General features: G+C 67.6%; 18 protein-coding genes and 2 tRNA genes. 13 read left to right on the top strand and 7 right to left on the bottom strand.

Annotation, left to right across the window (positions count from 1 at the left end):
• Positions 1 to 414: 414 nt before the first annotated feature.
• Positions 415 to 1,455: a M48 family metallopeptidase gene (locus CW348_RS10665; RefSeq protein ID WP_011292595.1), complete on the bottom strand. Its 1,041-nt coding sequence runs from the start codon at positions 1,453 to 1,455 to the stop codon at positions 415 to 417.
• Between the two features lie 154 nt (positions 1,456 to 1,609).
• Here CW348_RS10665 and nadD point away from each other — a divergent pair, with 154 nt between their 5' ends.
• From nadD to CW348_RS10630, 7 genes are all read left to right on the top strand, one after another.
• On the top strand, positions 1,610 to 2,248 hold the full coding sequence (nadD, locus tag CW348_RS10660; protein WP_011292594.1) for a nicotinate-nucleotide adenylyltransferase: 639 nt from the start codon (positions 1,610 to 1,612) through the stop codon (positions 2,246 to 2,248).
• Positions 2,249 to 2,286: 38 nt separating this feature from the next.
• The gene (gene rsfS / locus CW348_RS10655) at positions 2,287 to 2,691 is read left to right on the top strand and encodes a ribosome silencing factor (RefSeq protein ID WP_011292593.1); all 405 of its coding nucleotides are present in this window, start codon (positions 2,287 to 2,289) and stop codon (positions 2,689 to 2,691) included.
• A 45-nt stretch (positions 2,692 to 2,736) separates the two neighbouring features.
• A complete protein-coding gene (locus CW348_RS10650; RefSeq protein ID WP_104612595.1) occupies positions 2,737 to 3,363 on the top strand; it encodes a histidine phosphatase family protein in 627 nt (208 codons plus the stop codon).
• A gap of 72 nt (positions 3,364 to 3,435) precedes the next feature.
• A tRNA-Ala gene (locus tag CW348_RS10645) sits at positions 3,436 to 3,508 on the top strand.
• 422 nt (positions 3,509 to 3,930) lie between these two features.
• Positions 3,931 to 4,003: transfer RNA gene (locus CW348_RS10640), tRNA-Ala, on the top strand.
• Between the two features lie 443 nt (positions 4,004 to 4,446).
• Positions 4,447 to 5,907, top strand: coding sequence for a polysaccharide lyase family 1 protein (locus CW348_RS10635; RefSeq protein WP_016189000.1), 1,461 nt, complete (start codon positions 4,447 to 4,449; stop codon positions 5,905 to 5,907).
• A 232-nt stretch (positions 5,908 to 6,139) separates the two neighbouring features.
• The gene (locus CW348_RS10630; RefSeq protein WP_038043967.1) at positions 6,140 to 8,176 is read left to right on the top strand and encodes an ATP-dependent DNA helicase; all 2,037 of its coding nucleotides are present in this window, start codon (positions 6,140 to 6,142) and stop codon (positions 8,174 to 8,176) included.
• Between the two features lie 16 nt (positions 8,177 to 8,192).
• Here the strand turns inward: CW348_RS10630 and CW348_RS10625 are convergent, their stop codons facing one another.
• The 3 genes from CW348_RS10625 to CW348_RS10615 form a co-directional block, all read right to left on the bottom strand.
• Complete coding sequence (locus tag CW348_RS10625) at positions 8,193 to 8,714, bottom strand: DUF6315 family protein (RefSeq protein ID WP_104612622.1); 522 nt, start codon at positions 8,712 to 8,714, stop codon at positions 8,193 to 8,195.
• A 181-nt stretch (positions 8,715 to 8,895) separates the two neighbouring features.
• Complete coding sequence (locus tag CW348_RS10620; protein WP_011292588.1) at positions 8,896 to 10,140, bottom strand: AI-2E family transporter; 1,245 nt, start codon at positions 10,138 to 10,140, stop codon at positions 8,896 to 8,898.
• A gap of 30 nt (positions 10,141 to 10,170) precedes the next feature.
• A complete protein-coding gene (locus tag CW348_RS10615) occupies positions 10,171 to 10,518 on the bottom strand; it encodes a hypothetical protein (RefSeq protein ID WP_011292587.1) in 348 nt (115 codons plus the stop codon).
• A gap of 160 nt (positions 10,519 to 10,678) precedes the next feature.
• Between CW348_RS10615 and CW348_RS10610 the strand changes: the two genes are divergently transcribed.
• Complete coding sequence (locus CW348_RS10610; RefSeq protein ID WP_011292586.1) at positions 10,679 to 12,115, top strand: hypothetical protein; 1,437 nt, start codon at positions 10,679 to 10,681, stop codon at positions 12,113 to 12,115.
• Between the two features lie 113 nt (positions 12,116 to 12,228).
• Here the strand turns inward: CW348_RS10610 and CW348_RS10605 are convergent, their stop codons facing one another.
• The gene (locus CW348_RS10605; RefSeq protein WP_011292585.1) at positions 12,229 to 12,999 is read right to left on the bottom strand and encodes a glutamate racemase; all 771 of its coding nucleotides are present in this window, start codon (positions 12,997 to 12,999) and stop codon (positions 12,229 to 12,231) included.
• A gap of 163 nt (positions 13,000 to 13,162) precedes the next feature.
• Here CW348_RS10605 and CW348_RS10600 point away from each other — a divergent pair, with 163 nt between their 5' ends.
• From CW348_RS10600 to CW348_RS10590, 3 genes are read left to right on the top strand one after another with little or no spacing between them, the layout of a single operon-like run.
• A complete protein-coding gene (locus CW348_RS10600; protein ID WP_011292584.1) occupies positions 13,163 to 14,575 on the top strand; it encodes an FAD-binding protein in 1,413 nt (470 codons plus the stop codon).
• 13 nt (positions 14,576 to 14,588) lie between these two features.
• Positions 14,589 to 15,860, top strand: coding sequence for a cyclopropane-fatty-acyl-phospholipid synthase family protein (locus CW348_RS10595; protein WP_016188995.1), 1,272 nt, complete (start codon positions 14,589 to 14,591; stop codon positions 15,858 to 15,860).
• A gap of 52 nt (positions 15,861 to 15,912) precedes the next feature.
• A complete protein-coding gene (locus CW348_RS10590; RefSeq protein WP_011292582.1) occupies positions 15,913 to 16,359 on the top strand; it encodes a hypothetical protein in 447 nt (148 codons plus the stop codon).
• 207 nt (positions 16,360 to 16,566) lie between these two features.
• Here the strand turns inward: CW348_RS10590 and CW348_RS10585 are convergent, their stop codons facing one another.
• Positions 16,567 to 18,114 carry a long-chain fatty acid--CoA ligase gene (locus tag CW348_RS10585; protein ID WP_011292581.1) on the bottom strand — a complete coding sequence of 516 codons (1,548 nt, stop codon included), beginning with the start codon at positions 18,112 to 18,114 and terminating at the stop codon, positions 16,567 to 16,569.
• Positions 18,115 to 18,211: 97 nt separating this feature from the next.
• Positions 18,212 to 18,631 carry a DUF6406 domain-containing protein gene (locus tag CW348_RS10580; RefSeq protein WP_011292580.1) on the bottom strand — a complete coding sequence of 140 codons (420 nt, stop codon included), beginning with the start codon at positions 18,629 to 18,631 and terminating at the stop codon, positions 18,212 to 18,214.
• A 789-nt stretch (positions 18,632 to 19,420) separates the two neighbouring features.
• Between CW348_RS10580 and leuS the strand changes: the two genes are divergently transcribed.
• A complete protein-coding gene (gene leuS / locus CW348_RS10575) occupies positions 19,421 to 21,913 on the top strand; it encodes a leucine--tRNA ligase (RefSeq protein ID WP_011292579.1) in 2,493 nt (830 codons plus the stop codon).
• Positions 21,914 to 21,996: 83 nt separating this feature from the next.
• A complete protein-coding gene (locus tag CW348_RS10570; RefSeq protein WP_011292578.1) occupies positions 21,997 to 22,551 on the top strand; it encodes a hypothetical protein in 555 nt (184 codons plus the stop codon).
• Positions 22,552 to 22,702: the final 151 nt, after the last annotated feature.

The following is a 22,702-nucleotide window of genomic DNA, read 5'->3' as shown; positions in this document are numbered from 1 at the left end:
TGATGCTGCCTTTGCGTGGCGCACGCGGACCAGTGCAAGAAAAGACGCATGGCAGGGCACGGTCCGTGCACTTACATCACTCGTGTTCGAGGCTTTTGGTTTACCGAGCCTTTTGCTTTCTTTTAGGCGCGGGAAACACGAGAGGGCTGGGATGGCGGGGCGGTGCGGCGCCCGGACCGAGCAGCACGCGTCTCATCTGCACCGATACCCACGAACGGCAGACGTCATACGAGTGCATCCTCACCCGGACAGGTCAGATGCGGTGGAGCACATCCCTTTGATGTGAACCAATTCACATCGGAAATGGAGAGGGAGGGCCGGATTTTTCTTGCATAAATTTTATATTTCTCATTTATGCAGAAAGGAAATCCGGGACCTGCATCCTACGGGAAATGGTCGGACCACTGGCCGGGGTCAGGCGGTGGTGCGGCGTCCCGGGCCGTTGCGCCACCGGTCGGCCATCGAGTCGAAGATCTTGCTGCCCGTGGCCGCCGCGCCGCTCACCACATCGCGCAAAGTGCCCACCAGCGGATCAGAGGTGCGCTCCCACGCCTCCCGGTACGAGCGGGCCGCGCTGCGGGCCTCCTCGCTGATGCGGGCGTCGGTATCGGTGTCCCGCCGGGGGTAGTCGCCGGTGAGGATGCGCTGGTAGGAGCCCTCTGCGATCCAGCGGTCCAGTTCCGCGAGCCGGACCACCGCGAACGGATGGGTCTGCCCCTGGGTGATGAGGAGTTTGATGAACCCGTCGCGGATGTCCTCAGCAGCGTCGTACTCCCGGGCCTGGTCGAGGAAAGCGTCGACGTTCATCTCGGCCAGCCGTGAACCCCCGGCGAGCTTCATCAGCGCCCGCTTGGCCGCTTCCGGGTTCTGGCAGGTGAGCAGCCCGGCACGGTCACAGGACAGCTCTGATTTGCGGTACCACTCCTCCAGCGCCGCAACGATCGCGCGCAGGCCGACATAGCCCAGGGGGAACCAGGCGACCCGCGCCGCCAGCCGAACCAGAGCCAGCAGCATGGTGCGGTAGACGGCGTGCCCGGACAGGATGTGCCCTACCTCGTGCCCCACCACGAACCGCTGCTCTTCAGGACCGAGCAGGTCGACCAGGCCCGTGGTCACGACGATGAAAGGACGGCTGCTGCCGATCGCCATGGCGTTGGGCTGCGGGTTCATCTGGATGTACAGCTCTGGAACCCGGTCGAGGTCCAGCACGTAGGCGGCGTCGCGCACATAGTCGTGGATGTCGGGGAACTGGCGCTCGTCGACCCGTACCGCGCTGGCCAGGAACATCAGCCGCAGCGCCCGCTCGTTGAAGAGGCCGGAGAGCCGCTTGAAGACTTCGTCGAAGCCGCGCAGCGACCGCAAGGCGACGAGGGCGCCGCGGTCCGCGGGATGCTCGTAGGCGCGCGAAGAGATGTTGCGGAGCCGGACGCGAGCACGGTCTGGAGTAGTCGCCATGCCTGAATGCTATGCGTGACTATGCCGAGAATCTACGGTTTGCGGATACGGGGAGGGCGGTGTCCAGGGGAGGGGTGCTCACAGTGGTCGAAACCGGGATGACTACTCTCGAAACCGGAGGAGTAGCCCCAACGACGGGGGTGAGACGAGAGCGGTGACCGTGCCCGAGGAGAAGACGATTACGCGGGGGAAGAGAAAACCGCGCCGTATCGGAATCATGGGTGGCACCTTCGACCCCATCCACAACGGACACTTGGTGGCCGGCAGCGAGGTGGCCCACCTGTTCAACCTCGACGAGGTGATCTTTGTCCCCGCTGGAAACCCCTGGCAGAAGCAGCAGCAGGGGAAGCGGGTCACCCCGGCCGAGCACCGCTACTTGATGACGGTGATCGCCACCGCGGAGAACCCCCAGTTCCGGGTGAGCCGGATCGAGATCGACCGTGAAGGGCCCACCTACACGATCGATACGCTGCGCGAGATGCGCCGGCAGTACGGCCCTGACGTGGAGTTGTTCTTCATCACGGGAGCGGATGCGCTGAGCGCGATTTTGAGCTGGCACAACGCGGATGAACTTTTCGAACTCGCGCATTTCGTAGGCTGTAACCGACCGGGGCACCAGCTCGCCGATCCCGGTCTGCCCGAGGGGAAGGTCTCCCTGGTGGAGATCCCGGCCCTGGCGATCTCCTCGACCGAGTGTCGAGAACGCGTCCGTAAAGGCGAGCCCATCTGGTATCTGGTGCCCGACGGTATTGTCCGCTACATCAACAAGACCGGGCTGTACCTCGATGACTAGCAGGCGAGGGAGCAGCCCACGAGAGGCAGCCATTACCTGTGACCGCTACGGAACGGACTGTTGAACTTGTCACCATTGCGGCCACCGCCGCGGCCGACAAACTCGCGCAGGACATTGTTGCCTACGATGTCAGCGATCAGCTCGTCATCACTGACGCTTTCCTCTTGTGCTCCGCGCCCAACGACCGCCAGGTCAGGGCGATCGTAGACGAGATCGAGGAACGCCTGTATCGGCAGGCGAAAGCCAAGCCGGTGCGCCGGGAAGGCGAACACGAGGGCCGTTGGGTACTGCTGGACTACGTTGACCTCGTCGTGCACGTCCAGCACGAAGAGGAGCGCGGTTACTACAGTTTGGAGCGGCTGTGGAAGGACTGCCCCCAGATCGAGCTGCCTCAGGCGGCTCAGGGCGTCGACCACACCGCGAACGGCTCGAGCAGTGAGTGAGCCGTCGCCCGATTAACCGCTCTCTCCGCGGACAGGAGTGACCTGGTGACCGAAACCCGCCGCGTGATCTGCTGGCGCCACGGGCAGACCGACTGGAACATCGAGAACCGCTTCCAAGGCCAGCGCGATGTTCCCCTGAACGAGACCGGACTCGCCCAGGCGGAACGGGCTGCCCGACTGCTTGCCCAACTGCGACCCGATGCGATCGTCGCCTCTGACCTGCAGCGGGCCGCGGACACGGCGCGGGCCCTGGCCCGCATCGTCGGCCTGCCCGTGACGTACGACCCCGCGCTGCGGGAGCGCTTCGGCGGCCCGTGGGAGGGGCTGACCCGCGCGGAGATCGCCGCGGGATGGCTCGAGCGGTTGCCCACCATGGACATCCCCGGCGGTGAAGACTTGGGCACCGTCGGCAAACGAGTCGCAGAAGCCATCCAGCGCGGCTTGGAGAAAGTCCCGGAGGGCGGAACCCTCGTCGTGGTAGGCCATGGTGCCGCGTTGCGCGCCGGCATCCACACGATGCTCGGCCTCCAGGCAGACCAGTGGGAGGTGCTGGGCACGTTGAGCAACTGCTCCTGGTCTGTCCTCGGGCCGAGCCGTTCTGGCGGCTGGCGGCTGCTGGAGTACAACGCCAGGAGCCTGCCCGAGGAGAAGGTCCTGGGCGACGACCGCTAACTGTTTCGACTAACGCGGGGAATTCCGCTATTGTTCTGGAAGTCAGCGGGACACGTCCCGCGGACTCCACACGGGGCTATGGCGCAGTTGGTAGCGCGCTTCCATGGCATGGAAGAGGTCTGGGGTTCGAATCCCCATAGCTCCACTCCATAGGCACACATCACGGGCCTCACCAGCACCGGTGGGGCCCGTGATGCATTGTGCGGAGCCGGTGCAGCAAGGGCCTGTCACACCACAGCGCACCTCCCGGCACAACGGGTGCCGCCTCCGCGCTGTCTCCTGGATGAGCCCCATACGCGGGGCGGACTGGGTGAAGGCTGCTGTGCCGTCGGGAGCAGAGCTCCGACCATGGGGGTGGGAGAAAGTGAGGAGCGCCACTCACCAGTATGGGAAAGCGGTTTCTTGAAGGGGTGGGGCAGAGCCCAGGCCCGATCAAGCTGGACAGCGACCCTGGTCCATCGGGGTTTCCGGCCTTCGAGCCGAGGAGAAAGCGGTCCCGTTCCCCCGCGGCGGGAGCAAGATGTACCGACCACTCCTGGAGATCGGGTAGAGTGGGTGATGACCCAAGGGGCTATGGCGCAGTTGGTAGCGCGCTTCCATGGCATGGAAGAGGTCTGGGGTTCGAATCCCCATAGCTCCACAGCAAGACCCGCGGAGTCGGTGGAATTCTCTCCACTGCCCGCGGGTCTTTTTCCTTGCTGGACATCCTGCATCCGGTAGCGCAGCTCCCCGATCGGTCCTGGGCAGCGAGCCATGGTGCGCCCACCGGGCTCCGGAGAGCTGCGGGGCGGTCGGCACTGGCGGCCGCCCCGCTCTCAGCGGTGTCGCGCACTCGATAGGGAGTACGGCCGCCCAGCAGGCAGACCCCCAAGACGCAGGGGCGGGCAGCGTCCGTCGAGTCCTCCTGCCACCAAAAATCGGTGTGATCCTCTTGACACGGAAAGCGCTTTCTTTATGCTCAAGGAAAGCACCTCGGTGCTTACGAACTACTACGGAAGGTAAACGGTGGGACGATCAATTACGCGTCGACTCGCCTCGACGCTAGCCACAGCGGCCGTGGTGACAGCAGGTCTAACCCTACCGGTGTCCCCGGCATCGGCGCAGACCGGCAGCGCCACCGGCTACGCAGCCCTCAACGGCGGAACGACGGGCGGTGCGGGCGGACAGGTGGTCCGAGCCACCACAGGAACCGAGATCCACCAAGCCCTGTGCCAGCGGCCCAGCACCAGCACCCCAATCATCATCCAGGTCGAAGGAACCATCAACCACGGCAACACCTCCAAGGTGTCCGGACCGGGATGCGACACCGCCAGTGACAAGATCGAACTCAAGAAGATCAGCAACGTCACAATCGTCGGTGTCGGCAACGGAGCCCTGTTCGACCAGATCGGCATCCACATCCGGGAATCCCGGAACATCATCATCCAGAACGTGCACATCCGGAACGTCAAGAAGTCCGGATCACCCACGTCTAACGGCGGCGACGCCATCGGCATGGAGAAGGACGTCCGCAACGTCTGGGTGGACCACGTCACCTTGGAGGCCTCGGGCGGTGAGTCGGAGGGCTACGACGGCCTCTTCGACCTCAAGGACAACACCCAGTACGTCACCCTCTCCTACAGCATCCTCCGTAACTCTGGCCGCGGAGGACTGATCGGATCCAGCGAGAGCGACCTCTCCAACGGTTACATCACCTTCCACCACAACCTGTACGAGAACATCGACTCGCGGACGCCCCTGCTGCGCGGCGGCGTGGCGCACATGTACAACAACCACTACGTGCGCCTCAACAACTCCGGCATCAACTCCCGGGCCGGGGCACGCGCCAAAGTGGAGAACAACTACTTCCAGAACTCCAAGGACGTCCTGGGCACCTTCTACACCAACGAGCGGGGCTACTGGGAGGTCCGCGGCAACATCTTCGACAACGTGACCTGGTCCAGCCAGGGCAACGAGAACTACCCTGCCGGACCTAACCCGCAGTCCACCACATCGGTGAGCATCCCCTACTCATACCGGCTTGACGACGCCGGCTGCGTGCCGCAGATCGTGAGCCAGACCGCGGGCGCGAACAAGGGCAACCGGGTCTCCGACGGCAACTGCCGGGCAGAGGATCCGGGCAACCCCGATCCGGGCAATCCGGATCCGGGGAACCCTGACCCGGGCACCCCGCCCGGCGGCACCAACCTCAGCATCGGTGCCGACGCCGACGGCTCCAGCAAGGCCAGCGGGACCAGCTACAAGAACGTCATCGACGGCGACATGAGCACCTACTGGTCGCCGAGCGGCTCCACCGGCCGCATCTCGGTCAAGTGGGGCTCGAACGTGACGGTGTCCGCGATCCACATCCGCGAGGCGGCTGGGGCCGTGGGCAACATCGGCTCCTGGCGGGTCGTCAACAATGACACCGGCGCCGTCCTGGCCACGGGAACCGGGGCGGGAGTCATCACCTTCACCCCCACCACGCTGCGGAAGATCAACTTCGAGATCCTCAGCTCGAACGGCACTCCGCGGGTGGCCGAGTTCGAAACCTACGCCGGCTAACCGCTGAGCCAACACGCCGGCAGCCGTAAGACAGCCGGAACCAAGCTCCCCGGCACCGCGGCCCTGGCGGACACCCGCCAGGGCCGTACCGTGCCACCGCCCCAGAGGCACCCGGCACAGCGCACCGACCAGCCAGGGCGTGCCCGCGGTGAGAACCCCCGCGGGAGACCGCCCTGGCTCTCCTGTGGACAACCGGCCGAACCTGCCGCACCGACCCGGTACTGTCAGGGGCGTGTCTGATCTTCCCGACGTCGACGAGCTCCTCGACGCGGCCGTGCGCGCCCTCAACGGCACCCGGCGCGACGGCCAGGCGACCATGGCCCGCTCGGTGGCCGCAGCGATCGACAGCCGCGAACACCTCGTCGTGCAGGCCGGCACCGGAACAGGAAAATCCCTGGGCTACCTGGTTCCGGCACTGCGCCACGCGGTCGCCGCCAACGCCACGGTTGTGGTCTCCACCGCCACCATCGCGCTGCAGAACCAGCTCATCGGACGCGACCTGCCGCGGCTCACCGAGGCACTCGAACCGCTGCTGGGCCGCCGTCCCGTCTACGCGATCCTCAAAGGACGGCGCAACTACCTGTGCCGCTACCGCCTCTCCCAGGCAGCGACAGGTCCGGAAGAAGCTGAACTGTTCGACCCGCACCTGCTGTCCTCGCTCGGCCGCCAAGTGCGCCGGCTCCACGAATGGGCGGAGGAGACCCTCACCGGGGACCGCGACGACCTCACGCCGGGGGTGAGCGATCTGGCCTGGCGGCAGGTCTCCGTGGGAGCCAACGAGTGCATCGGGCCCCAGATGTGCCCGGTCAGCGACGACTGTTTTGCGGAGCTCGCCCGGGCCGAGACCATCGGCGCGGACCTCGTCGTCACCAACCACGCCCTGCTCGCTATCGACGCTGTCCAGGGCTACCGGCTGCTGCCCGACCACGACCTGCTCATCGTTGACGAAGCGCACGAGCTCGTCGACCGGGTCACCTCCGTGGCGACTGGGGTGCTCAGTGACCGGAGCATCAGCCTTGCGGCGAAGCGGGCCGCCCCGGTCTGTGACGTGGAACTCACCGAACGCCTCGCAGAGACCGCTGACGGGTTGGCGTTGATGCTCGCCGACACCCCGCCGGGCCGTCTCGACCATCTGCCGGATCCGCTGGCCACCGCCGTAGCCGCAGTCCGGGACGCCGCCCACGCCTGCCTTTCCGCGCTGCCCGAGCCGCCCCGGGACGACCCGCACGCCGCCAGCGCCCGCCGGCTCGCCCTCGCCGGCCTCGAAGAAGTCCACCGCACCGCCGAACGGATCCTCCTCTGCGTCCAGCAGCCCCTCCGGGACCGGCAGGACGTGGTGTGGTTCGCGCGCGGCGCACGGCAGACCCCCGGACTTCGCATCGCTCCCCTGGCTGTCAACCGGACCCTGCGCCAGGCCCTGTTCACCGAGCGCACCACGGTGCTGACCTCCGCCACCCTCGCTCTCGGCGGCTCCTTCGACCTGATGGCCCGGCAGTGGGGACTCGGCCCTCTGCCCGATCATGACCCGGCAGAGGCAGCAGAGCCCGCGGAAACCACTGCCACGCCCTCGGCCGAACCCAGCCCGCTCCGGTGGCGCGCGATCGACGTGGGCTCACCGTTCAACCACGCCCGCAGCGGCATCCTCTACATCGCCACCCACCTGCCCCCGCCGGGCCGGGAGAGCCTCCACCCCGAATACCTCGACGAGATGGCGGAACTCATCGACGCGGCAGGAGGGCGCACCCTCGGCCTGTTCTCCTCCACCCGGGCAGCCGTGCACGCCGCAGAAGAACTCCGGGAACGCCTGCCTTACCCGATCCTGTGCCAGGGGGACGACTCCACCGGCCACCTCGTCCAGCAGTTCGCTGCAGACGAGGCCACCTGTCTGTTCGGCACCTTGTCACTGTGGCAGGGCGTGGATGTCCCGGGACCGGCGCTGCAACTGGTCATCGTGGACCGCATCCCCTTCCCCCGGCCCGATGACCCGCTGGCCTCGGCCCGGCAGCGCGCGATCGGTGCACAAGGAGGGAACGGGTTCCTCGAAGTCGCGGCTACCCATGCCGCGCTGCTCCTCGCCCAAGGCACCGGGCGGCTCTTGCGGTCCGTCCACGACAAAGGGGTGGTCGCGGTCCTCGACCCGCGGCTGGCCACCGCCCGCTACGGGGCGTTCCTCCGCGCCTCCCTGCCCCCGTACTGGGGAACCACCGACCCCCAAGTGGCCCGGGCGGCGCTGCGGAGACTCCACGAGGCAGCGTCCCGCGCGGCCTGAACCCGCCGACCCGTACTCAGCGGGGCGCTCGGAAACCGAAGAGGCGGATCGCGTAGCCCGGACCGTCGCCGGGAGAGTGGACGTGCCACCGGTCGCTGTGCTCCCCCGTGGTCAGCTCGTACCACAGCAGGTCGATGAGTTTGAGCCGGGCCACGATCGACGAATTCGGGTCGAGGACGAGCGAGTATTTCCGGTCGCTCAATCGCTGGGTGATCATGCCGACCGGCGGACTGTCCCAGATCGCGGGAACAGGAGCGTGCCCCACCTCCACACCGCACCGGCGCAACTGGCTGATCTCCTCTTCCAACGCCTCGGCAGCCAGGGCGTTGTCTAACCGGAGCGCGTCTTCCAGTTCGTCGCGGTCCTCGTCGTCGCGCATGTAGGCGTGGTAGGTCTGCCGTCCGCAGGAGCGGCACATCCGCCGTACCACGCACCGGGCCGCACCGTGGGCAGACTGGGCCTCCCCGATACCGCGGTAGGTGGTGACCCGGCGGATTGCCCCGCAGTCACAGCACAGGGCGGTCAACTCCTGTCTCATTTCCACGACCCCTCCCACGAGTGAGTATGCGATGAGTCTCCCCCGCGGGGGAACCGATTCCACCAGGTGGTTCCTACAAACTGTCTCCACCGGTGTCCAAAAATTCCCTCTTGTTCCTCTTAGTGGCTTGTGGGGCTTGCCAGCGGGTGTTCCGGGAGAGTAAGTTGCGCCCCTCCTCTTCCTAGTCGCCCCGGTTTGTTGGGTTCGGCGGAGAAAGAGAGGCCTCAGCGGAGTCGGAGGGGTCGGCAGACGATCCGGAAGAGGACTCTGACTCCTCCGCCGTGCCCCCGGAGTCGCCCGCGCCCAGCAGCGGGTGCTCGGCCACCTCGTAGCGTCTGATGTAGAAGCTGAGGAAAGTCTGCAAGCTCGCCCCGGCAGGCAGCGCCAGCAGCGCCCCCGGCGCACCCAGGATCGCGACCCCGGCCAGGACGGAGCCGAACGCCACCGCCGGATGCATGTCCAGCGTCTTAGCGGTGATCCGCGGCTGCAGCAGATAGTTCTCGAACTGCTGGTAGACGGTGACGAACACCAGGACCCACAGCGCCGGCCAGAAACCGTCGAGGAGCGCTACGAGCACCGGGAGCGCCCCACCGATGTAGGTGCCCACGGTCGGAATGAACTGGGATAGCACCCCCATCCAGAGGGCCAGCGCGAACGCGAAGGGGATGTCCAAGAGCGCCAGCAGGATGTAGTGGGCCACCGTGCAGATGAGCGCGAGCAGCGCCCGCGAGTAGATGTAGCCGCCGGTCTTCTCGATCGCGATCTCCCAGGCGCGCAGCACCTCCCGCTGGGTGCGCGGTGGCAGCACCGAGCAGATCGTGCGGCGGAACCGCGGGCCGTCCGCACACAGGTAGAAGGTGAACAGCGCGATCGTCAACCCGTCGAAAAGCAGCGCCAGCACGGTGGATCCCGCTCCCACCACGTTGCCCGCGAGCTGGGACGCGTACTCTTCGACCAGCCCGCTGACACTCGTCAGCTCGCTCAGCAGCGTGGTGGGGGAGAAGTCGGTGTGGAATGTGGCGTTCACCCAGGCCAGCAGCGAACGCGTCATCCGGGGCAGATCCGAGACGAACGCGACGACCTGGCCGACAAGCATCGACCCCAGCACGGTGAGGAACAGCACCAGAGTGCCGGCCGCTGCCAGCATCACCGCCCCCGTGGCGAGCCCGCGCGGCCAGCGGTGCCGGTGCAGCCAGTTCACGGCGGGCTCAAGCGCCAGCGCCAGGAACAAAGAGATCAACAGCAGCAGCAACAGCCCTTGGAGCTGCACAAACAGCCACCAGGCGAGCGCCGCGAGAGTGACCACCCACACGACAAGCAGCAGCGCCCGCAGCAGCCATGGCGGCACCTGGGCGGCCGAGCCGGTGAGGGGAGTAGCGCCTTCCGAGGGTGGGCGGTGCCTCACGGATCCGGGGTCGTCACTCATCGGGGCACCACCCTTCACACTCCATCGAAGCTAGTCGAGGGACAAACGGCGCTTGTTGCGGGCCGTCCACTCCCGCATGCGCTTGGGGTAACCAACGAGGTTCACGTCGTAGGCGGGAAGAGCGAGTTTGTGCGCGACCCGGCGCAGCACCTCAGGGGAACCGACCCGTCGACGGATCCACTCCCCGTCGTGGGCGACCGCCACAGCAGTCGTGCCCGTGGCGAACGTCTCCGGCTCGACGTAGAACTCGACGCCTTTCCGACTCTTGGCGAACTCGATCAGCGCCTTGATGTCGGAATCCTCCGCAGGACGATCGTAACGCGCTTTTCTGCCTCGGCGTTGCGCTTTCCGTAGCCCGAAGCGATCCAGCCATCCCATACCGTACTTACTCCTGTCCGTGTCCGCCGCACCACACCCGACCCGCACAGCCCAGTGCCGCTGACTCTAAAGGACACCGTCAAGGACCGCTGTGTCAATCGGGCCGCTGCAGTGATCGCGTTGATACGTTCAGTGCGTGATGCGGGGAGGGAGTGCCACGATGACGTTGTGGGAATGGGTGGCGGAAGCCGCCGACAAGACACGGGCCAACGGACACGAGCAGCTAGCTACCGCGCTGGGGCGCCTGCCGGAACTGGCTGTCCTCGGCGACACCCACCGGATCACCATCGAACTGCCGGCCGCCCTGCGGGCCGCGACCGAGCCGGGGGCCCCGCTCTGGGCCGCCCACTATGTGCGGTACTGGCAGCTCGCCGCGCGTATCCTCCACCACCAGGCAGGCACAGTGGTGTTGGACGAGGTTACCGAACTGGTGCACGCCGCCCACGCCGATCCGGCCCACTGCCCGCCCGGCGCCTGCCCTGCCGTGATCGCCGCTGCCTGCCACGCCAACATCGACGGCCCTGGCCGCACCGTGGAACGGGAGCTCCTGCTCACCACCGCCTTAGAGCACGTCGAACCCGGAACACCCGCCTACACGGCGCTGACCGCGGCCTTCGCTGACCTGCTCAGCGACGTGGGACGCCCGCACGAGGCGGTCGACTTCCTCGACACCCAAGACCAGACGCTCCGCTTCACCGTCGAGCTCGCCGTGGCACGCGTGCGCGCCTTGCACCTCATGGGCCGCGACGAGGAAGCGCTGGCAGTCCTCAACCGGCTTGACAACCAGGTCCCCGTGCTGAGCGGCCCCGACGCCGCCCGCGACGACGTGCACCTCCGGATCCGTTTCGAACGCGCCCGGCTGCTGGCCCGCCTGGCCCGCACCAGACGGCAGTTGGTGGAGGTGGCTGCGGCGGCGCTGCCAGCCGTGGAACTAGCCCAGGCCCACCCGTTCCTCCGGCCGCTGTGGGTGCAGGCCGCAGAAGACCTCGACGCGGCCGGGGTAGCGCTCAACGACTGGCGGCTCGGCGTCCGCCTCACCGGGTGGGTCCGCCACCTGGAGCAGAACGGCGCGCCCCGCCGCCAACTGGAACTGGCGGTGCGAGCAGCCCGGCTCGCCCTGCGCCGCGGCGCCCGCTGGACCGCGCTGAGCATGGTCGAATACGCCCAAGCCGCGGTAGCCCAGATGTGCCGCGAGGACGCGCTCACCGCCGACCTCGCTGCGGTCCGCGCCAGTGTCCGCCAGCTCCCATCGCCGTCGCTTCCGGTCCCCGCAGCTCGCCTGGACTCGTGGCTGTGGAGCAACCACGCCCTGGACCTCAACCCCGAGCAGCGGGCCGACCTGATCTGGGCCGCACTCGCCGAATGCCCGGGGGATGCGGTGCTCCTCGAACGCCTCGGACGCGTAGCCCGGGAACTCGACCTGGCCCGTAACGCAGCGCGAGAGCAGTGGGCAAGGGTCCGCGCGCTCCCCGCCGACGCGACCACCGCGCTCAGCCTGCTGGAATCCCTGCTGCACGACGGGGACATGGAAGGGGTACGGGAACTGGTCGGCCTGCTGGCCACCCTGTCCGAGACGGGTACCGTCCGCCAGCCCTGAACAGCGCGGCACACCGCCGTGGCGCACTGCGCGGGGAATTCAGACGCTGCCGCGGAACAGAACCGGGCCGACAGCACATCCGTGCGGGACGACTACCGGCGCAGCAGACACGCTCACGCCGCGACCTCGGTGGTCAGCAGCACCCCCGCCCGGTAGGTCAGGGCTGCCTCGGGAAGCTGTGCGGGACGGCCGCTGGCATACACCCGCAGCCCACCGGTGCGGGGCGCGTCCGGTTGGGGCGAGACCCCGATTCGCCGGAGGGCCTGCGCGGCGACCGCATCCGCGGCTGTGAACAGGGTCACATGCTCGCCCAGCGCTGCGGTGATGACGTCGCTCACCAGGTCGTAGTGGGTGCAGCCGAGCACCACCGCTGACACGTCGGCAGGAGTGTGCGCGGCGGCGTGGTCGACGGCTTCCGCCACAGCAGCCGGATCGGCGCGTTCCACCGCGTCAGCCAGGCCGGGGCAGGCCACCGGGGTCACCGCGATCCCCCGCGCGAACCGGTCGATGAGGTCCCGCTGGTACGGGCTCCCCGTAGTAGCCGGGGTCGCCCAGATCGCGAACGGCGCACCCCGGTCTGCGGCGGGCTTCACGGCCGGGACGGTACCGATCACGGGAATCCGCGGTTCCAGTTCGGCGCGCAGCGACTCCAACGCGTGCACCGAGGCGGTGTTGCACGCCACCACCACGGCGTCGGGCTGCTCGTCAAGCACAGCCCGGGCCCCGGCCAGCGCCCGCGCGACGATCTCCGGAACACTGCGCGGTCCCCACGGCATGTAATCAGGGTCCATGGAGAGGATCAGGTCCGCATCCGGACGGATCCGCCGCAGCGCGGCGGCGGTGGAGAGCAGACCGATCCCTGAGTCGACTAATGCGATGCGCACGCCAGCCGATGATATGCGCAAAACCGGGAAACGCCGCGTAACATCCCCGGATTTGCCGTACTGGGAGATTAGGCTGGCCTCAAACCGGCGCCCCGACCGCCGTGCGGCGGCTCCGACAGCCCGGAATGCCGCGCGGGAACGGCGGGGGAGAAGTGGGTGAGCAGTGAACTGTCAGTCTTCCGCGTCCAACCTCGCCAACCACATCAACGCGGTGTACGAGCTGCGCCGCGCCTATGCGCGGCTGTCCGCCGACAAGCCGGTGCGCCTGGCGAAGACCACCTCCAACCTCTTCCGCTTCCGCAGCCGGGACGATGCCGCGCGTCTCGACGTCAGCGCTTTCACCTCGGTGATCAGCATCGACACGGAGGCGCGGGTCGCGGAGGTGGGCGGCATGACCACCTACGAGGACCTGGTCGCCGCCACCCTGCGGCATGGCCTGATGCCGCCGGTGGTTCCGCAACTGCGCACGATCACCCTGGGCGGTGCGGTCACCGGGCTGGGGATCGAATCCTCGTCCTTCCGCAACGGGCTCCCGCACGAGTCAGTGGAAGAGATGGAGATCCTCACCGGCAGCGGCCAGGTGGTGGTGGCCCGGCGCGACAACGAGCACCGCGACCTGTTCTACGGTTTCCCCAACTCGTACGGCACCCTCGGTTACGCGCTGCGGCTCCGCATCCAGCTCGAACCGGTCCGCCCGTACGTCCACCTGCGGCACCTGCGGTTCACCGATGCCGCAGCGGCCATGGCCGCGCTGGAGCAGATCTGCGCGGACCGCACCCACGACGGGGAGACCGTCGACTTCGTCGACGGCGTCGTGTTCGCCCGCAACGAGCTGTACCTGACCTTGGGGACGTTCACCGACCGGGCTCCGTGGACCAGCGACTACACCGGAACCGACATCTACTACCGGTCGATCCCCCGCTACGCGGGCCCCGGCCCCGGCGACTACCTCACCACGCACGACTACCTGTGGCGGTGGGACACCGACTGGTTCTGGTGCTCCCGCGCCTTCGGACTGCAGCATCCCGTGGTGCGCCGCCTGTGGCCGCGTTCCTTGAAACGCTCCGACGTCTACCGCAAGCTCGTCGCCTGGGACCGGCGCACTGACGCGAGCCGCCTGCTCGACTACTACCGCGGGCGCCCGCCCAAGGAACCGGTGATCCAGGACATCGAGGTTGAGGTGGGGCGGGCTGCCGAGTTCCTCGACTTCTTCCACACCGAGATCGGCATGTCCCCGGTGTGGCTGTGCCCGCTGCGGCTGCGAGAAGACACAGCCGACGATACGGAACCGGTCTGGCCGCTCTACCCCCTCAAACCCCGCCGCCTCTACGTCAACTTCGGGTTTTGGGGCCTCGTTCCGATCCGTCCCGGTGGAGGCAGGACATACCACAACCGGCTGATCGAAAAAGAAGTGACCCGGTTGGGCGGGCACAAGTCGCTCTACTCGGACGCCTTCTACGACGAGGACGAGTTCTGGGAGCTCTACAACGGGGAGATCTACCGCAAGCTCAAAGCTGCCTACGACCCCGACGGTCGACTGCTCGACCTGTACACCAAGTGCGTCGGCGGCGGGTGAGAAAGGATGAGGGATGCGACTGGCGGAGGTATTCGAACGTGTCGTCGGACCCGATGCGCCCGTCCACTTCCGGGCCTACGACGGCAGCACTGCGGGAGATCCACGCAGTGAAGTCGCTATCGTGGTTCGCCACCCGGCAGCCGTCAACTACATCGTCCAAGCGCCGGGAGCACTCGGTTTGACCCGCGCCTACGTGGCGGGATACCTCGACGTCGAAGGGGACATGTACACCGCGCTGCGGGCAATGGCCGACGTGGTGTTCCAGGACCGGCCGCGGCTGTCCCCCGGGGAACTGCTGCGGATCATCCGCGGGATCGGGTGGGTGAAGTTCGTCAACCGGCTTCCACCGCCGCCGCAGGAGGTGCGCCAGTCCCGCCTCGCCGCCCTGGGCTGGCGCCACTCCAAGCAGCGCGACGCCGAAGCCATCCAGCACCACTACGACGTCTCCAACGCCTTCTACGCCCTGGTCTTGGGCGAGTCGATGACCTACACCTGCGCGGTCTACCCGACCGAGCAGGCCACGCTGGAGCAGGCACAGTTCTTCAAGCACGAGCTGATCGCCCGCAAGCTCGGTCTTGCCCCTGGGATGCGACTGCTGGATGTGGGGTGCGGCTGGGGCGGCATGGTCATCCACGCGGCCCGGGAGCACGGGGTCAAAGCCCTGGGGGTGACCCTGTCCAAAGAGCAGGCTGAGTGGGCGCAGAAGCGGATCGCCCACGAGGGCCTGGGCGACCTGGCAGAAGTCCGGCACATGGACTACCGGGACCTGCCCGACGGCGAGTACGACGCGATCAGCTCGATCGGGTTGACCGAGCACGTCGGCAAAAAGAACGTGCCCGCCTACTTCGCGTCGCTGTACCGCAAGCTCGTCCCGGGAGGCCGCCTGCTCAACCACTGCATCACCCGGCCCCGCAACGACCTGCCGCCCTTCAAACGCGGCGGGGTGATCAACCGCTACGTCTTCCCCGATGGGGAGCTGGAAGGGCCCGGCTGGCTGCAGGCGGCGATGAACGACGCCGGGTTCGAAATCCGCCACCAGGAGAACCTGCGGGAGCACTACGCACGGACCCTGCGGGACTGGCTGGCCAACCTGGACCGCAACTGGGATGCCGCGGTGCGGGAAGTGGGGGAGGGCACGGCCCGAGTGTGGCGGCTCTACATGGCCGGGTGCGTGCTCGGCTTCGAACGCAACGTGGTGCAACTGCACCAGATCCTCGGGGTGAAGCTCGACGGGACCGAGGCGCGGATGCCGCTGCGCCCCGACTTCGAACCGCCGCTGCCTTAACCGCGGTGCACAGCCGGGGGATATCAGTCGCGGAACCGGGCATGATGAGCCCATGGCTGCGACCGATGACGACCGGCACCACACCACCGTCGCCCTCGACCTCATCGACGCGTATGTGCGCGCCGACCGCAGAATGATCGGTGAACGTTCCGCGGGGATCAGCGCGGAGGCGGGGGAGCGGATCGTCTCCACCCTGAAAGTGTGCGCGGCCTTCCTTGCCCGCCGGGTCCAGGAGACCGGGGTGCCGTGGCGCGCCGCGGACTCCCGGGAAGCGGTCGCCCGCACCGTCGCCGACCTGCTGGAACCCGAGGTGGAATTCGCGGTCGTCTCCGCCTGGGAGGCGTACGCGATCGGGGAGCACGAGGCCGCCTGGGTCCGGGCGCACGGCGATCCGCTGGTCTTCGTCCACATGCTGGCCGCGTTCTCCGCTGCTATCGGCACAGCGGTCTACGGCCGTGAGGAGCTGCTGCCCACGCTGCGCAGGGTGACAGCACGATAAGCACCCCGCGCGGGAGGCGGGCCGTGCGCCTAGCCGCGCGTCGCGGTAGCCCGCAACCGGAGCCGCGGACCGGCCGGGGCCGGAAGACACCGCGGAATCCGGCACAGGGTGCGGTCCGCAGCGGTTCCCCGCGGCCCCGGCAGCACTAGGCGGCGCTGGGAAACGAGTGCGGCTGCTCCACGGCAGCGCCGCACCGCCCGCAGCTGGTCAGCGAAGTTCCCGCTTGAGGATCTTGCCGGTCGCCGTCATGGGCAGTTCCGTGCGGAACTCCACGATCCGCGGGTACTTGTAGGCCGCCAGACGCTCCTTGGCCCAGGCGATCAGTTCGTCTTCGGTGAGGGTGGCCCCCTCGGCGGGGATCACGAACGCTTTGATCTCCTCGCCGTGCGTGTCGTGCGGGACACCCACCACGGCGGCCAGGCTCACCTGGGGGTGCGTCATCAGCACCTCTTCGATCTCCCGCGGGTACACGTTGTATCCGCCGCGGATGATCATGTCTTTGGAGCGGTCGATGATGAAGTAGAAGCCTTCCTCGTCGCGGCGGGCGATGTCCCCGGTGCGGAACCAGCCGTCCCGCATCACCTGTGCGTTGGCCTCGGGACGGTTGTGGTAGCCCTTCATCACGCAGTGGCCGCGCACGGCGATCTCTCCCGGCCCTTCGCCTTCAATGGTGTTGAAGTTCTCGTCGACGAGCTTCATCTCCACGCCCCAGATGGGCAGCCCGATCGACCCCGGCTTGGCTTTGCGCTTGGGGTTGTTGAAGGACACCACGGGAGAGGTTTCGGAGAGGCCGTAGCCTTCCAGGATTTCGATGCCGAACTTCTCCTTGACTTTCCGGGCGACTTCGGCGGGAAGGGAGGCGCCCCCGGAGACCGCGGTGTGCAGGGTCTGGGAGATCTGCTTGATGTCGTGGTCCCCTTGGGCGTTGAGGAGACCCCAGTACATGGTGGGCACCCCGGCGAAGATGGTGACCTTCTCCTTTTCCATGAGGGAGAGGGCCTCATCCCCGTCGAAGCGGGGCATCAGCACCATGGTCCCGTGCCGGTAGAGAGCCGCGTTCATCATCGTGGTCTGCCCGAAGATGTGGAAGAGCGGCAGCACGGTGAGGAACACGTCGTGGCTGTCGGGAGCCTGGTCGAAGAGGGCGCTGGAGGCGACCGCGTTGAAGAGCAGGTTGGTGTGGGTGAGCTGGGCGCCTTTGGGCTGGCCGGTGGTGCCGCTGGTGTAGATGATCACTGCGACGTCGTCGCCTTCGGTGCGCACCGACTCGAACTCGCCGGGCTGCCCGTTGAGCGCGGCCCAGAAGGTTTCTGCGCCCGGGATTGCGGACGTGGTCGCCCCCGCGGCGGCCGGCAGGTCGATGTAGAGCTCGCATTCGGCGACTTCCTGGAATGCTTGCCAGGCGCGCTCCCCGAGGGGGAGTTCCGGGGTGCCGGTGAACGCGAAGAGCGCTTTAGCGCCGGAGTCGCGGAGGTGGTATTCGATTTCGCGCGGCGTAAGCAGGACGTTCAGGGGGACGACGACCGCTCCCGCCTTGAGCGCACCGAAGTAGACGAAGGGAAAGTACGGGACGTTCGGACAGGCGAGCGCAACCTTGTCCCCGGGGCGGATACCGCGGGATACCAGGAGGTTGGCTACCTGGTTGGCGATCATGTTGACCAGGGCGTAGTTCAGCCGCATGTCGCCAAAGACGATCGCATCGCGCTCCGGCCGGTTGCGTGCGCCGTCTTCCAGCAGAACGGAGAGATTGAGCATCCTGGCTCCTCCGGGAAGTGCCGCATGTCACTGTTCTACTGAACAGTAACTTATGGGTGAGGTGCGGGACCAGGGAGCCTTCCCCCCACTGCGGGGATTACTCAGCCTTGGTGAGCGTCACCGAGACAGGCAGCGAGTCACCGAACCCCAACTCGGACACCCGCCACGGGACTCCGTCCACCTCGATCAGGTCCCCCAGCGTCACCGTGGTCTCCTCACCCGTTCCGCCCTCCGGAGTGACCTTGACCGTCACCTGCGGCTCCGCCTCGTCGTATTCGGTGATTTCCAAGACGAAAGAGTCGCCATCCTCAGCGGTGAGGGTGTACGGGGTCCCCTCCACCAGTTGGATGCGGTCGTCGTACTCGCCCAGCACGGGAGCTGGATCCTGCTCCGCCACCGTCTCAGCGGGGGAGGTGTCCGAAGAGGCCGAGCAGGCGGCCAGACTCAGGCCCACCAGGGCGGCTGCCACAGCGGACAGGGACGCCCGGACGACGGTACGCGGATCGAACAGCGGCATGTCAGTTCTCCTCTGGCGGATTCCCCGCGGATACGCGGGGCGTGGAACAGCGGGAAAGCGGACGGTGGATCCACTCTGCTGGGGTGGCGGCGCCCCGGCCCTCCCGGAACGGTGGGGTACCGGAGGTGAAGGACAGCCGTGGCACACCGCCCTGGGCGGGAGCCGAGACGCTACGGGGGAGGGAGACCGAAAGGGCGGGTGCAGCGCACCGGAGTGTCCCGCGGTGCCAGGGAAGGCCGCTGCTCCCGTATCCGGGCGGTGCTGCCCGGCACAGGCAGGGCTGCGGCAGACCACCGGGTCTGGGGCCGCCGGTCGCTGCCCTGCCGCGAGGGGAAGACGAAACCGGCACGCCGCCGTTTCCCTGCAGCAAGGGTGGGCGCGGTTCTGTGCCGCGACCGTGTTCCACCAGCGGGGGCCGACCGGTGAACTGCTGTCCTCCCCATCGATTCCCAAGACCAACGTGGCGCGGCGGGTACGGGCTCCGCCCAGCCGACACGGCCATAGAGCCAGGATGCTTTACCGCCAACGGTAGCCGGTTTTCCCGCCCTTTGCGGCTGCAGCGGCAGAGAGCTGTCCCACGCTGGCTCAGCCCGGGAAGACCGCGGGATGCCGCAGGGGAATCACGGCTGCGCTTCGGCCGTGCCGTTGCGCGCTAACCTTGAAACACAGGTGATTCGGACCGGCATCCTCAGGTCACTCGGTGAGTCGGAAGACGCTGGTCCGGCAACAGCAGTGCGCCAGATCGGAACCCGCCCCCTAGGGCAACACCGGTAGAGGAACCATCCAACCATGACAGCGGTTAGCGGCGATCAGACGACGAGTGGCTCCTACGACGTCCGGGCACTCCAGGAGAAGTGGCAGGCCCGGTGGGCAAAGGAGAACCCCTTCACGGCTAGCGAAGACCCGGCCGACCCCCGTCCGCGACGCTATGTGCTCGACATGTTCCCCTACCCCTCAGGTGACCTCCACATGGGGCACGCTGAGGCGTTCGCGATCGGCGACGTCATCGCGCGCTACCACTTCGCGCGCGGGGAGAACGTGCTGCACCCGATCGGCTGGGACTCTTTCGGCCTGCCCGCGGAGAACGCCGCCATCAAACACAACTTCCACCCGGCCGAGTGGACCTACACCAACATTGAGACCCAGGCCGAGTCGTTCCGGCGCTACGCCATCTCTTTGGACTGGTCCCGTCGTCTGCACACCAGCGACCCCGAGTACTACCGCTGGAACCAGTGGTTCTTCCTCCGGTTCTTCGAACGCGGTCTGGCCTACCGCAAGGACGGCCTGGTCAACTGGTGCCCCAAGGATCAGACCGTGCTCGCCAATGAGCAGGTCATCCAGGGCAAGTGCGAGCGCTGCGGCACCGAGGTCGAGCGGCGGGCGCTCAACCAGTGGTACTTCAAGATCACGGACTACGCCCAGCGGCTGCTGGACGACATGGAGCAGCTCGAGGGCAAGTGGCCCGAGCGCGTGCTGACCATGCAGCGCAACTGGATCGGCCGTTCGGAAGGCGCTGACGTCCAGTTCACTATCGAAGGCCGCGAGGAACCGGTCACCGTCTTCACTACGCGACCCGACACCCTGTACGGGGCGACGTTCTTCGTGGTCGCCCCCGACTCGCCGCTGGCCGACGAACTGTGCGCGCCTGAACAGCGGGAAGCGTTCGAGGCCTACCGCACCCAGGTCAGCAAGCTGAGTGACATCGAACGCCAGTCGACCGAGCGGGAGAAGACCGGCGTCTTCCTGGGCCGCTACGCGATCAACCCGGTCAACGGGGAGCGCATCCCGGTCTGGGCGGCCGACTACGTACTGGCCGACTACGGCCACGGCGCGATCATGGCGGTGCCCGCACACGACCAGCGCGACCTGGACTTCGCCCGCAAGTTCAACCTGCCGGTCCGTGTTGTCGTGGACACGGGCGAGCCCGACCCCGCTGAGACGGGGATCGCCACCCCCGGGGAGGGCACGCTCATCAACTCCGGTCCGCTGAACGGCCTCAGCAAGAGCGAAGCGATCCCCCGCATCATCGAGATCCTCACCGAACGCGGCACCGGCAAGGCCGCCGTCAACTACCGGCTGCGCGACTGGCTGGTGTCCCGCCAGCGGTTCTGGGGCACTCCCATTCCGATCATCCACTGCCCGGAGTGCGGCGAAGTTCCGGTCCCCGACGAAGAACTGCCGGTGCGCCTGCCCGACCTGCGCGGGGCTGCCCTAGCCCCCAAGGGGGTCTCCCCGCTGGCCGCCGCCACCGACTGGGTCAACGTGTCCTGCCCCCGCTGCGGCGGGCCCGCCAAACGGGACACGGACACGATGGACACCTTCGTCGACTCCTCCTGGTACTTCTTGCGCTACTGCTCGCCCAACCTGGACACCGCGCCGTTCGACCAGGAGAAAGTCGCCAAGTGGGGACCGATCGACCAGTACGTCGGCGGTGTCGAGCACGCGATCCTGCACCTGCTCTACAGCAGGTTCTTCACCAAGGTCCTCTACGACATGGGCATGGTGCCGTTCACCGAGCCCTTCGTCCGGCTGCTCAACCAGGGCCAGGTCATCAACCAGGGCAAGGCCATGTCCAAGTCGCTGGGCAACGGTGTGGACCTGGGGCAGGAGATCGACCGCTACGGGGTTGACGCCGTCCGGCTGACCATGGTGTTTGCCGGGCCGCCGGAGGAAGACATCGACTGGGCAGACGTGTCCCCGGGGGCATCGGTGAAGTTCCTCAACCGTGCCTACCGGGTGATGGCGGAGGCCGCAGCCGCCTCTGCACCGGGGGTGGACCCGGCCACCGGCGACCTGGCGCTGCGGCGGATGACCCACCAGACCCTGGCGAAGGTTACCGAGGCCGTGGAAGCCCAGCGGTTCAACGTCGCCATCGCGCGGATCATGGAACTCGTCACCGCTGCTCGCCGGGCGATCGACTCGGGCCCTGGCGCCGCCGACCCCGCGGTGCGTGAAGCCGCTGAGGTGATTGCGATCACCTTGGGTCTGTTCGCTCCCTACGTCGCCGAGGAAGGCTGGGAGATGCTCGGCCACACCGGATCGGTGTCGGTGGGCACCTGGCGGGAGCCCGACCCTGCGCTCCTGGTCCAGGAGAGCGTGACGTGCGTGGTCCAGGTGGCCAGCAAGGTCCGCGACAAGCTGCAGGTCTCCCCGGACATTTCCGCGGAAGAGCTGGAGCGGCTGGCCCTCGCCTCGGAGAAGGTCCAGAATCACATCGCCGGACGTGAGATCCGCAGGATCGTGGTCCGTGAGCCCAAACTGGTCAACATCGTGGTCGCCTAAACGCCGACCACTGCTGAGGTGCCGCAACCGGGCCGCCGCCCGCAGCCGGACCGTGGGCGGGCGCGGAAGAGGAGAACACGACGATGGACGAGGCGAGGCGGCGCACAGTGGTGCGCGGGGCCGCGGTGGTGGGCGGCGCTGCCGTGGTGAGCGCCGCGGCCATCACCGGCGGCCTGCTGTGGGCGAAGCACGGTCCCGCAGTGGAGGCCGCTCCCACGGACGCGTACCCGCAGCCGCCCGCCTGCACGTCAGTGCCGAGTGCGACCGTGGAAGGCGCGGTCCCCGCAGCAGTGCTCGAAGCGGAGACCGTTGGGCCGCTCCCGCTCTCCGCCGGCCGGTCGTGCGTGTGGTCCTCACTGGACGCTTCCGGTGAGGACCCGCGGATGCTCATCGTCTCCTTCCGCGCCCACTTCAGCGACAGCCAATCGAGCGGGGAGGAGCGCGCAGCAGCAGAACTGGACGCTTTGGCGGAGGGGGAGCTGTCGCGCGGGGACACGCTGGTGCGGCCCGCCGGGGTCGGTGAGGGAGCCGAGGCCGCGACCAGGGACCGCAACCTGACGATCCGGGTCTGGTACGGCGGGGCCGACGCCGGGGAGAAAGTAGCGGCGATCGCCGCAGAGGTGGCGGCGGCCCTGTAACGGAGCCGGGAAGCCGGACCGTCCGCTCCGCCCGGCTTGGGGAGATTACCGCGAACTTTATCGCGGTAAGCGGCTTCTTACCCGGTGAAGTGATGCTCAGGGATCGGGCTCCTCTGCCAGACCTCCCGTCCGAACCAGCGAGTAACGTTGG

Origin of the sequence: Thermobifida sp. (genome assembly GCF_017577275.1) — a bacterium.
Taxonomy (GTDB): Bacteria; Actinomycetota; Actinomycetes; order Streptosporangiales; family Streptosporangiaceae; genus Thermobifida; species Thermobifida fusca.
This window is presented reverse-complemented; position numbering and strand designations above follow the sequence as displayed.